At 73.5% G+C, this 12299-nt stretch carries 5 protein-coding genes; 4 read left to right on the forward strand and 1 reads right to left on the reverse strand.

Annotation, left to right across the window (positions count from 1 at the left end; genetic code table 11):
• The first annotated feature begins 272 nt into the window (after window positions 1-272).
• From A949_RS0101485 to A949_RS0101500, 4 genes are all read left to right on the forward strand, one after another.
• Window positions 273-800, forward strand: coding sequence for a DUF6912 family protein (locus A949_RS0101485; protein WP_019354235.1), 528 nt, complete (start codon window positions 273-275; stop codon window positions 798-800).
• 126 nt (window positions 801-926) lie between these two features.
• On the forward strand, window positions 927-1607 hold the full coding sequence (locus A949_RS0101490) for an HAD family hydrolase (protein ID WP_037705765.1): 681 nt from the start codon (window positions 927-929) through the stop codon (window positions 1605-1607).
• A 569-nt stretch (window positions 1608-2176) separates the two neighbouring features.
• Window positions 2177-7231: an NAD-glutamate dehydrogenase gene (locus tag A949_RS0101495; protein WP_019354237.1), complete on the forward strand. Its 5055-nt coding sequence runs from the start codon at window positions 2177-2179 to the stop codon at window positions 7229-7231.
• A 124-nt stretch (window positions 7232-7355) separates the two neighbouring features.
• Window positions 7356-9671: a hypothetical protein gene (locus tag A949_RS0101500; protein ID WP_019354238.1), complete on the forward strand. Its 2316-nt coding sequence runs from the start codon at window positions 7356-7358 to the stop codon at window positions 9669-9671.
• On the opposite strand, the gene A949_RS0101505 is transcribed toward A949_RS0101500, so the two are convergent.
• On the reverse strand, window positions 9629-12184 hold the full coding sequence (locus A949_RS0101505; protein ID WP_019354239.1) for a glycosyltransferase: 2556 nt from the start codon (window positions 12182-12184) through the stop codon (window positions 9629-9631). The genes A949_RS0101500 and A949_RS0101505 overlap by 43 nt on opposite strands.
• Window positions 12185-12299 lie beyond the last annotated feature (115 nt).

Here is a 12299-nt window from a genome sequence, read left to right on the forward strand (position 1 = left end):
GGGTGTGTGCCGGGACCGGCAAGCGAATACCGGGCGGTAACTGGCTGGACGGCAACGGTTCTAGCGGCGGAACGGGGGGTGCCGCAATGCGCGGGGGCGGCCCGGTGCGGGGCTGCGGCAGATTCCCCTATCCGGTGGGGGCGGCCCGTGGGTGTTGACTCCGCGCCGTGTTCACCTGCGGATTCGTTCGGGCGCCGAGCAGCGCGCCGTACGGCGCGTGCCCGTATGCTGACGGGGCATCCGGTCCCGGCGATACACGAAAGCGGCAGCCCATGCGTGTCTATGTCCCTCTGACCCTGCCCGCACTGAGCGAGGCGCACGGCGCGGGTGAGCTGGGACCGGCGCCCGTCGAGGCGTACGCGGTCACCCCCGGGCTGCGCGCGTGGTGGGGCTCGGAGGACGCGGAGGAGCTGGAGTACGCGGCGCTGCGGCAGGCCGCCGGTGCTTCGCTACGGCTGCTCGCCGACCAGTACGAGGCGGCGCGCCGCCGGGTCGTCGTCGCGCTGGAGGCCGCCGACGGGGCGGTCGTCCCCGACGAGGAGGACGACGGGTCCCGGGGCGGCGCGGAGGCGGACGCCGGGGCCGTGGGCCGGGTCCGGCTGACCGCCGCCGTCCCGCTGACCGAGGCGGCCGCCGTCCACCTCGACGCGGAGGACGCGGTCGACGACGTGACCGCCGCGGTCGGTGCGCTGTCCGCGGCGCTCGCCGGTGACGAGCGGGCGGAGCAGGTGGTGGACCGGGCCGACGACCACGAGCTGCTGTGGTTCGCCACCCAGGAGATCCCCGCGCTCGTCGGCTGAGGACCGCCGAGGGCCCGCCGCCGACCGGCCCCGCACCGCGTGCCGGCCCGGCGCCCCGGCGAGCTGTCGCCCGCGGGGCGGGAAACCGGTGTCGCGATGTCAGTGCCGTCTCCTACCGTCGGCTGCATGGTCCTGGGGCGAGAAGAGCGGTCCGCGCACATCGTGTGGGACTGGAACGGCACACTGCTGCACGACATCCATACGGTCATCGAGGCGACGAACGCCGCGTTCGGCGAGCTCGGTATGCCGAGCATCACACTGGAGCGGTACCGGGAGCTGTTCTGCGTACCGGTGCCGCGCTTCTACGAGCGGCTGCTCGGCAGAATGCCCACCGACGACGAGTGGCGGGTCATGGACGAGACCTTCCACCGGCACTACTGGGCCCTGGCTCCGCGGGCGGGGCTCGCCGAGGGAGCCGCCGAACTGCTGGCCGCCGGGCGTTCGGCCGGCCGCACCCAGTCGCTCTGCTCGCTGGCGCCGCACGACCGGCTGCTGCCGCTGGTGCGCACCTACGGCATCGAGGAGCATTTCGTGCGGGTGGACGGCTCGGTCGGTCCCTCCGGTGGCGGCAAGGCGGCGCAGATGGTGCAGCATCTCGCCGCGCTCGGCGGGGTGGAGCCGCGCCGCACGGTGGTGATCGGGGACGCCGTGGACGACGCCTCGGCGGCCGCGCACGCGGGGGCCCGTGCGGTGCTGTTCACCGGCGGCTCGCACAGCCGGGCCAGTCTGGAGGAGGCGGGGGTCCCGGTGGTCGACACCCTGCACGAGGCCGTCCGGACGGCGGAGCTGCTGGCGGCGGAGCCGTGACCGGCCCCGTCCGGGGCGTGGGAGCCGGCCCGGCAGAGCGCGCGGCGGCCAGGCGCCGCAGCGGCCGCACGGAGCACGGCCGCACGGAGCACGGCCGCACGGAGCACGGCCGCACGGAGCACGGCCGCCGGATCAGGGCCGGCACGGAGCACGGCGGCAGCGGCCGGCATGACCCGGCGGCCCGAAAGGGGGAACCGTCCGGGCCGCTCGCACCGTCTCCCCGAGCGTGCCCCCGGAACGCCGCTTTGCCAGAAGTTTTCCCGGACCCGGTCCAACTGGCCGGTTCGGAGAAGACGATCTCGGCGTTCTCCCTATTCGTACATATAAGGCCCATGACGTGTCGGCCGCCGGGGGCGATAGCCTTACCCACGTGATCAGCGCGATATCCACCGGAGGATCAGCGCCCGAGCGATCCTCCGTACAGCGCCCCCCGCGACAGCGCGGGCGGGGCGCCGCTGGTCGTCTCTCCCGGCACAGCGGCGGACCCGAGCGGAGACCCCGCGTCGTTCCGGTGCCGTGCCTTCATTTTCCCGACGTCACGCAACGGCGCGCGACAGGAGCCAGAGGACATGCAGAGCAAGCTGGAAGAAGCAAAGGCCGAGCGACTGGCGGAAGCCGCACGGGTGGCTGAACGGAGCCCGGCCCAGGGGCGCCACCCGGTCCAGGGGCCCCAGGACGACGCCCTTGGTGCGTATCTCCAGCGGTACTACCTGCACACGGCGCCGGAGGATCTCGCCGACCGCGATCCGGTCGACATCCTCGGAGGTGCTCTCGCCCACTACCGGCTGGCCGAGGAGCGGCCGCAGGGCACGGCGAACGTCCGCGTGTACTCGCCGTCGATAGACGAGAACGGCTGGTCGTGCACGCACTCGGTGGTGGAGGTCGTCACCGATGACATGCCGTTCCTGGTCGACTCGGTCACCAACGAGCTCTCGCGGAGGGGACGCGGTATCCACGCCGTGATCCACCCGCAGATGGTCGTCCGCCGGGATCTGACCGGGAAGCTGCTGGAGGTGCTCTCCGTCGGCCGGGACGACCTCGCGCAGGTGCCGGACACCCAGTTGCCGGACACCCGGGCCGCCTGGGCCGGCGAGCCCGCGGCCGGTGCGCAGGACGGAGCCGGGGCGGCCGGGAACGGGAAGCTGCCGCACGACGCGGTGGTCGAGTCCTGGATCCACGTCGAGATCGACCGCGAGACGGACCGGGACGACCTCAAGCAGATCGCCGCCGACCTGCGCAGGGTCCTCTCGGACGTGCGGGAGGCCGTGGAGGACTGGCAGAAGATGCGCGGTGCGGCCCTGCGCATCGCCGACGAGCTGCCCGGCGAGCCCACCGACGAGCTCCCGCGTGAGGAGATCGAGGAGGCCCGGGAGCTGCTGCGGTGGCTGGCCGACGACCACTTCACCTTCCTCGGCTACCGCGAGTACGAACTGGACGTCGAGGAGGGCGCGGACGGCTCCGGGAAGGGCGACGCCGGCGACGAGCTGAGCCTGGCACCGCTGCCCGGCACGGGGCTGGGCATCCTCCGTGCCGACCCGCAGCGCAGCACCGAGGAGAGCCACCCGGTCTCGCCGTCCTTCAACCGGCTGCCCGCCGACGCGCGCGCCAAGGCGCGCGAACACCAGATGCTGGTCCTGACCAAGGCGAACAGCCGGGCGACCGTGCACCGCTCGTCCTACCTCGACTACGTGGGCGTCAAGAAGTTCGACGAGGCGGGCAATGTCGTCGGGGAGCGCCGTTTCCTCGGGCTGTTCTCGTCCGCCGCTTACACCGAGTCGGTGCGCCGCGTCCCGGTGGTCCGCCGCAAGGTCGCCGACGTGCTGGAGACCGCGGGCTTCACGCCCGACAGCCACGCCGGGCGCGACCTGCTGCAGATCCTGGAGACCTACCCGCGCGACGAGCTGTTCCAGACCTCGGTCGAGGAGCTGCGCTCCATCGTCACCTCCGTCCTCTACCTCCAGGAGCGCCGCAAGCTGCGGCTCTACCTGCGCAAGGAGGAGTACGGGCGGTACTACTCGGCGCTGGTCTACCTCCCGCGCGACCGCTACACGACCGCGGTGCGGCTGCGGCTGACCGAGATCCTCACCGAGGAGCTGGGCGGCACCAGCGTCGACTTCACCGCGTGGAACACCGAGTCGGTGCTCTCCCGGCTGCACTTCGTCATCCGGGTGCGCCCCGGTGCCCAGCTCGCCGAGCTGACCGACGCGGAGATCGAGCGCATCGAGTCCCGGCTGGCCGAGGCGGCCCGCTCGTGGGCGGACGGTTTCAACGAGGCGCTGATCGCCGAGTGCGGCGAGGAGCAGGCCGCCGAGCTGTCGCAGAAGTACGCGCGGGCCTTCCCCGAGGGCTACAAGGCGGACTTCTCGCCGCGTGCCGCCGTCGCCGACCTCCAGCACCTGGAGGCGCTGGTGCAGGGCGGCGAGGAGAGCGACTTCTCGCTGAGTCTGTACGAGCCGGTCGGTGCGGGCCCGGGCGAGCGCCGCTTCAAGATGTACCGGACCGGCAGCCCCGTCTCCCTCTCGGCCGTGCTGCCGGGACTGCAGGCGATGGGCGTCGAGGTGGTCGACGAGCGGCCCTACGAGCTGCGCTGCGCCGACCGCTCGCACGCCTGGATCTACGACTTCGGGCTGCGGATGCCGGACGGCCGGCGCGGTCTGGAGGAGGAGGCCCGCGAGCGCTTCCAGGAGGCGTTCGCTGCGGTGTGGACCGGCCGCGCCGAGAACGACGGGCTGAACGCGCTGGTGCTCTCCGCCGGGCTGACCTGGCGGCAGGCGATGGTGCTGCGCGCCTACGCGAAGTACCTGCGGCAGGCGGGCGCCACCTTCAGCCAGTCCTACATCGAGGACACGCTGCGCGGGAACGTGCACACCACCCGGCTGCTGGTCAACCTGTTCGAGGCCCGGCTGGACCCGGCGCGCCGGTGGGCGGGGCACGAGCTGACGGACGGCATCCTGGAGGAGCTGGCCGGGGCGCTGGACCAGGTGGCCAGCCTGGACGAGGACCGCATTCTGCGCTCCTTCCTGACCGTCATCAACGCCACCCTGCGCACCAACTACTTCCAGCGGGACGCCGACGGCGAGCCGCACACCTATGTGTCGATGAAGCTGGACCCGCAGGCCATCCCGGAGCTGCCGGCGCCGCGCCCCAAGTACGAGATCTGGGTGTACTCGCCGCGGGTGGAGGGCGTCCACCTGCGGTTCGGCAAGGTCGCCCGCGGCGGTCTGCGCTGGTCGGACCGGCGGGAGGACTTCCGTACCGAGGTGCTCGGTCTGGTCAAGGCGCAGGAGGTCAAGAACTCCGTCATCGTGCCGGTGGGCGCCAAGGGCGGCTTCGTCGGCAAGCAGCTCCCGGACCCGGCCGCCGACCGGGACGCCTGGCAGGCCGAGGGCATCGCCTGCTACCGGACGTTCATCTCGGGGCTGCTGGATGTCACCGACAACCTCGTCTCCGGGGCGGTCGAGCACCCGCGGGACGTGGTGCGGCACGACGAGGACGACACCTATCTCGTCGTCGCGGCCGACAAGGGCACCGCCAGGTTCTCGGACATCGCCAACGAGGTCGCCGAGTCCTACGGCTACTGGCTGGGCGACGCCTTCGCCTCCGGCGGTTCGGCCGGCTACGACCACAAGGGCATGGGCATCACCGCGCGCGGTGCGTGGGTGTCGGTCGAGCGGCACTTCCGGGAGCTGGGCCACAACACCCAGACCGAGGACTTCACCGTGGTCGGCGTCGGCGACATGTCCGGTGACGTGTTCGGCAACGGCATGCTGCTCTCCGAGCACATCCGGCTGGTGGCCGCCTTCGACCACCGGCACATCTTCCTCGACCCCGACCCGGACGCGGCCACCTCCTATGCCGAGCGCCGCCGGCTGTTCGAGCTGCCGCGCTCGTCCTGGGCGGACTACGATTCCGGGCTGATCTCGCAGGGCGGCGGCATCCACCCCCGCAGCGCCAAGTCGGTGCCGATCACCCCGCAGGTGCGCGAGGCGCTGGGCATCGAGCCGGGGGTCACCAAGATGACGCCCGCCGAGCTGATGCGGGCCATCCTCACCGCCCCGGTCGACCTGCTGTGGAACGGCGGCATCGGCACCTATGTGAAGGCGTCGTCGGAGAGCGACGCGGACGTCGGCGACAAGGCCAACGACGCCATCCGGGTGGACGGCCAGGACCTGCGGGTGAAGGTGGTCGGCGAGGGCGGCAACCTCGGCTGCACCCAGCTGGGCCGGATCGAGTTCGCGCTGAACGACGGCCGGATCAACACCGACGCGATCGACAACAGCGCCGGGGTGGACACCTCCGACCACGAGGTGAACATCAAGATCCTGCTGAACTCGGTGGTGGCCGAGGGGGACATGACCGTCAAGCAGCGCAACGCGCTGCTGGCGGAGATGACCGACGAGGTCGGCATGCTGGTGCTGCGCAACAACTACGCGCAGAACGCGGCGCTGGCCAACTCGCTGGCACAGGCGGCGAGTCTGCTGCTGGCCAGCCAGCGGCAGATGCGCCGGCTCTCCAAGGAGGGCAAGCTCGACCGGCCGCTGGAGTTCCTGCCCTCCGACCGGCTGGTGCGGGAGCGGCGCGGCAACGGCCAGGGGCTGACGCAGCCGGAGATCGCGGTGATGCTCGCGTACACCAAGATCAATATCACTGCTGAGCTGATCGGGACCTCGCTGCCGGACGACCCGTACCTCGAGGGGCTGCTGTACGCCTACTTCCCCGAGCCGCTGCGCGAGCGGTTCGGCCAGCAGATCGCCAACCACGCCCTGCGCCGCGAGATCATCACCACGCTGCTGGTCAACGACACGGTCAACACCTCCGGCTCGACCTTCGTCCACCGGATGATGGAGGAGTCGGGGGCCTCCACGGAGGAGATCGTGCGCGCCCACACGGCCGCGCGGGCCATCTTCCGGCTGGGCGACATCTGGGACGCCGTCGAGTCGCTGGACAACGAGGTCGCCGCCGGCGTCCTGACCGACATCCGGCTGCGCTCCCGGCAGCTGGTGGAGCGCGGCACCCGCTGGCTGCTCAACAACCGCCCGCAGCCGCTGGAGCTGGCCGACACCATCGAGCTGTTCGCCGACCGGGTCGAGGCGGTCTGGGCGGAGCTGCCCAAGCTGCTCAAGGGCGACGACCTCAAGTGGCACCAGCGGGTGTACGACAAGCTGTCGGGCGCCGGTGTCCCCTCGGAGCTGGCGCTGCGCCTGGCGGGCTCGGCGGCCGCGTTCTCCGCGCTGGACGTGGTGGCCGTCGAGGGCCGTACGGACATGGGCCTGATGGATGTGGCCGAGGTCTACTTCGACCTGGCGGACCGGCTGGGCATCACCCAGCTCCAGGGCCGGGTCAGCGAGCTGCCCCGCGCCGACCGCTGGCAGTCCATGGCCCGCTCCTCGATCCGCGAGGACCTCTACGCGGCGCACCAGCTGCTGACGGCGGATGTGCTGGCGGCCGGGGACGGCGCCGCGTCGTCGGAGGAGCGGTACGAGGCGTGGGAGGGGAAGAACCACGCGATCCTCGTCCGCGCCCGGGCCACCCTGGACGAGATCCAGGCGTCCGAGACCTTCGATCTGGCCAACCTCTCGGTGGCGATGCGGACGATGCGCACCCTGCTGCGCAGCAACCGCTGACCCGGGTCCGGCCCGGACACCCCGACCGCCGCGCCGCGGGACCTTCCCGCGGCGCGGCGGTCACGCGTTCGGCCGCCTGTGCCGCGACGGGCCGCACCGGCGCTGCCTACGGTGAAGTGTGGGTGTGCTGGTGGACGGAGTGGACGACGCGAACGACGACGGCGGCGCGCACGGGAACGGCGACGCGGCCGGCGGCAGCCGTGCGGCCGGTGACGGCGGCCCGCGGCCGGACGCCGCGGGCGGCCCCCCGGGGGTGGACGAGGCCGACACGCTCGTGCTCGACCCGGTGGCCGGCGCCGGCCGCTCCGGGACCGGCACGGCGGTGGCCGTGCACCGCGCGGGCGGTACCGGGGGCGACGCCGCGCTGCGGCGGCAGCGCCGCGCCGTGCTGCGGTACCGGGCCGGGTCCGCGGCGGCGCTGGTGCTGCTGGCCGCCGGCTACCTGCTCCAGGTGCTGGGCATCGCCTACCCGCACGCCTCCCTCGTCGTCGTGGGCGCACTGCTCGGCCTGCTGACCGATGTGCTGCTGCCCCACGGCGCGCAGCAGGTGGCGCGGGAGCTGCGCCGGGCGCAGCTCATCCCGCCGGTGCGGCAGCTGCTGCGGGACGCACTGCTGCTGGGCGGGCTGGGCGGGCTGGGGGTGCTGCACCCGGCCGGGGCCGGTGCGCTGCTGCCCGGCGCGGTGCTGCTCTGCTGGCTCCTGCACTTCTCCTGCCAGGCCGTCGCGGCCGCGGTGCGCGACCGGCGGCGGCTCCCGGTGGTCACCCGCAACATCGACACCTCCGCGCTCCGGCTCTCGCCCGCGCCGCCCGCGCTGTTCGCCCAGCGGGCGACCGTGCGGCTGACGGCTGTCGCGGCGCTCACGACGACCGGGATGAGCGCCTCGGCCGCGTCCGGGAACCCGGTGTGGGCGTCGGTACTGGCCTGGGGCTGCTGCGCCGGGCTGCTGGCGGGGACCGCGCAGCTGGCCGGGCGGCTGCTGCCCGGCAGGGGGGTGGCCGGTGAGGAGGAGGCGCTGGCCTGGCTGGACGGCTGGCTGGCGGAGTACCGGCCGACGGTGGCGATGTACTTCTCGGGCGGGACGACGTCGGCGTACCAGGCGAACATGTGGCTCTCGACGCTGGCGGAGCTGGAGGGGCGGCCGCTGATCGTGCTGCGGGAGCGGTTCATGGTGCAGAAGATCGACGCCACCGACGTCCCGATCGTCTGCATCCCCAAGGTCTCCCATCTGATGCACCTGGAGCACTCCACGCTCAAGGTGCTGCTGCACCCGGCCAACTCCGGCAAGACCTCCCAGGCGCTGCGGATCCCCACGCTCAAGCACGCCTTCATCAACCACGGCGAGTCCGACAAGCTCTCCTCCTGCAACCCCTACGCCAAGGCCTACGACCAGGTGTGGGTCGCCGGGGAAGCCGCCCGCGAGCGCTACCGGCTGGCCGAGGTCGGCGTGGACGACAAGGACGTCGTCGAGGTCGGCCGCCCCCAGCTCACCCCTGTCCGGCACGCCGGCGAGCGCGCGGCGGGCGGCGGAGACGAGCGGCTGACCGTGCTCTACGCGCCCACCTGGGAGGGGTTCACCGACGATCCGGGCAACACCTCGGTGCTCACGGCGGGGGAGAACATCGTCCGGGCGCTGCTGTCCGACCCGAAGGTGCGGCTGCTGTACAAACCGCACCCGATGACCGGTTCGATCGACCCGCGCGCCGGCGCAGCCGACCGGCGCATCCGCGCGCTGGTCCTCCGCGCGGGCGCCGGGCAGGGCTGCCCGCAGCCGGATCCGGAGGCGCTCGCCGCGCTGGAGGAGGCGACCCGCGTGCTGGAGGAGCTGACCCGCGCCGACCTGCGGCAGCACGCGGACGAGGTGGAGCGGATGCTGCGCCAGCAGGCACCCGCGCCGGGCCGCGCCAGGGCGACGGCCGAGGCCCAGCGGAGATGGGAGGAGGCCTACTGGGCGGCCCGGCCCGCCGGACAGCACCAGGTCGTGGACGGGCCCAGGCCGGGGCTGTTCAGCTGTTTCAACGAGGCCGACGTGCTGGTCTCGGACGTCTCCTCGGTGGTCTCGGACTACCTCAGCAGCGAGAAGCCGTACGCGGTCGTCAACACCAGCGGTATGGACGAGGACGGCTTCCGCCGCGCCTTTCCCACCGTGCGCGCGGCGACCGTCCTGGGGCCGGACGGCGCGGGGGTTCCCGCGCTGCTGCGGACCGTGCGGCACCCGGAGGAGGACGCGCTCGCCGCCGCCCGCGCCGCGCTGAAGGTGCGGCTGCTCGGCCCGGCCGAGCCGCCCTCGCTGGTCCGCTTCGACCGTGCCGTGCAGGCCCTGGCGCGGGAGGCCGAGGCCCGGGCACGGCATGTGCGGGAGGGCGGCGGCCCGGGTGCCGCGCAGGCCGGTCCGGATCAGGCGCCGGTCGAGGCGCTCGGTGCCGACGACCGGTCCTGACGGCTCGCGGCGTCCGCCGCGGCTCCGCCCCGGGCGGCCTGTCCGGCCCCGGCCTGTTCCGCGCCGGGCTGCCGCACCTGCTCCGCCGGGTGCGGGGCGAGGGTCCGCAGGGCGAGGACGAGGTTGTTGTTGAGCGAGAAGTAGAGCTGCACGGCTTGGCCGCTGTCGCCGAGCCGGGTGGGCGGGGTGACGTCGGTCTTCTTGCGGTCCGGCAGGTCGCCCAGCAGCCGCCCCATGCGCATCCGCTCGGGGCCGGGGCCGGGGCGCAGCCACAGGTCCCACACGCCTTCCGGGGCGCCGTCGGCGAACGCTGCGGGCAGCTCGAAGGGCAGCTCCATCCGCGCGGTGTCCGTGCGGCCCGTGCCCTCCGCGCCGTCACCGCTCCACCGCCCGGGGAACTCGAACGCCTGGCGCGGGTTGTCGCGCGGTACCGCCGACAGCACCGGCCCGCCGGACAGCTCCTCGGTGCGCGGCGACAGCGCCGGGCGGGTGCCCTGGCCGTAGAGCCGCGCCGTGAGGGTGTAGCCGTGCTCGCCCGGCTCGATCGAGGTGACCTCCGCGTGCCGGGTGCGGGACCAGGCGCGCACGGCGAGGTAGCCCTCGCCGGTGACATAGGGGATCCGGGGGTTCAGGGTGCCGTCGCCGGTGAGCGGAGCGGGCATGGTCAGCAGGTGTGCCGTCTCCACGAGGAGGGCCTTGACCCGTCTGGCCGCGCCGTCGGAGGTGCGCTCCACGTAGGCGTCCCACCGGGCCTCGTACAGGTCCGCTCCGGAGCGCTCCAGCCGGAGGGCGATCCAGCCGTCCGCGTCCGCACGGTCGCGGGGCGGCAGCGGCAGGCGGACGGGTGCGGCGTCGTCCCGGTGCCGGGGGCGCAGGGCCAGCACCGCCGGGCCGTTGGGGAGCGTGTCGGCCCGGAGCCGGACCAGCAGCGCCCCGTCCCGCTCGGCCCGCGCCCGGGCCACCGGGCGCCGCATCCCCTTGGCGCCGCCGCCCGGGGCGCCGCCGTTCAGCCGCAGGGCACGGGCCAGCGGGCGCAGCGCGGGGACGAGCGCCCGCGGTACGAGGCGCCGGGCGGTCCGTACGACCCGCGCCCGGCTGCCCGGGCGGGGGGTGGACGCTGCGGGCGCGGGCTGCCGGGCGGCGGGCCCGCCAGGTGTTGCCGGTCCGGTCGGCGCGTCGCCCGCCGGCTGCGCGGTCTCTGCTGTCGGCGCCGGTGCGGCTGCCCGTGCCGGTCCGGGAGTCCGTCCGGGTCCGGCCGGCTGGGTCGGTCCTGCCGCCTGTCCGGGGCCGCCGCTCGGCGGTGCGGTCTCCGGTGCGGCGCGGCCGGGGGCGGCGCCCGCGCCGGCGCGTCCCGCCAGCAGCCTGGTCAGCAGGGCCTCGTACTCGCCCGCCACCCGCCGGGGGCAGTAGCGGGCGGCCTTCTCCCGGGCCGCACCGGCCATCCGGGAGCGGAGGTCCGGGTCCTCGATCAGGTGCAGCAGGGCGTCGGCGTAGCCGCGTACGGTCGTCTCCTCGCTGCCGCCCAGCGGGGCGAGCAGCCCGTCCTCGCCGTTGGTGATGATCTCTCCCGGTCCGTACGGGCAGTCGGTGCTGACGACGGGGACGCCGCAGTGCATGGCCTCCACCAGGGTCATGCCGAAGGACTCGGCGTCGGAGGAGACGGCCGCGATGGAGCCCTTCGCCCACTCCGTCTCGATGGGGGAGTGGACGCCCATCAGGAACGCCCGGTCGTGGAGGCCGCAGTCGTTCAGGGTGGCCCGCAGCGCGTCCTGTTGCGGGCCGCGCCCGTACAGCCGCAGCGACCAGTCCGGGTGGACACCGGCGACCAGTGCGAAGGCGCGCAGCAGCCGGTCGTACCGCTTGACCTTGATGAGGCGGCCCGCGGCGACGATGAGCTTGGCCTCCCCGTCGGAGGGCTCGACCTGCGAGGCGGGTACCGCGTTGGGCACGCAGGTGATCTCGGCCCGTACCTCGGGCAGGGCGGCGCGGTAGTCCGCGGCGTCCGCGTAGGAGACCGTGACGAAGGCGTCCAGGTGGGCCAGGGCGGCGTCCTGGTGGCTGCGGATGTGGTCGCTGTGCATCGCGTGGGTGAGGTGTTCCTGCCCGATGCGCAGGTAGCGGTCGGTTCCGTAGGCGGCGAGGTAGTCGTTGATCTTCGGCCGGGTGCCGATGACGACGTCGGCGTCCAGCTGCTCCAGCAGCTCCTTCACCCGCAGGTCGCCCAGCCGGGTGGCGATGCCGCGCTCGACGTGGTCGCGGCCTTCGATGAAGCGCTCGCTGGGCCGCCGGTAGTCCGGGTGGTCCCCGTCGTAGCCGGGGGAGGAGCGGCGCAGGTCGATGAGGGAGGTGAGGGTGACGCGGGGGTCGAAGACGAGTGCCGGATCCTGGCGTGACCGGCGGAGGCTGATCACCTCCACCTGGTGCCGATCGGCAAGCGCTCCGGAGAGGTTCACCGTCGACCTGATCGTCCCGCCGATTCCGTAGGCGTTGTCCAGCAGGAACACGATCTTCATCCGCGGCTTCCCCTTCTCCGTGCCGGCATGTCCACATGCTCGAAAACAGGTGATTTCCACCGACTATTTGAGGTGCGGAAGGGGATGGGATGCGCTCGTAACACTCGTATGTCCC

It is taken from the genome of Streptomyces sp. AA1529, assembly GCF_000280905.1.
Taxonomy (GTDB): Bacteria; Actinomycetota; Actinomycetes; order Streptomycetales; family Streptomycetaceae; genus Streptomyces.

Coding starts and splice junctions, on each gene's coding strand:
- A949_RS0101485 (WP_019354235.1), top strand. CDS start 273: ATGCGTGTCTATGTCCCTCTGACCCTGCCCGCACTGAGCGAGGCGCAC.
- A949_RS0101490 (WP_037705765.1), top strand. CDS start 927: ATGGTCCTGGGGCGAGAAGAGCGGTCCGCGCACATCGTGTGGGACTGG.
- A949_RS0101495 (WP_019354237.1), top strand. CDS start 2,177: ATGCAGAGCAAGCTGGAAGAAGCAAAGGCCGAGCGACTGGCGGAAGCC.
- A949_RS0101505 (WP_019354239.1), bottom strand. CDS start 12,184: ATGAAGATCGTGTTCCTGCTGGACAACGCCTACGGAATCGGCGGGACG.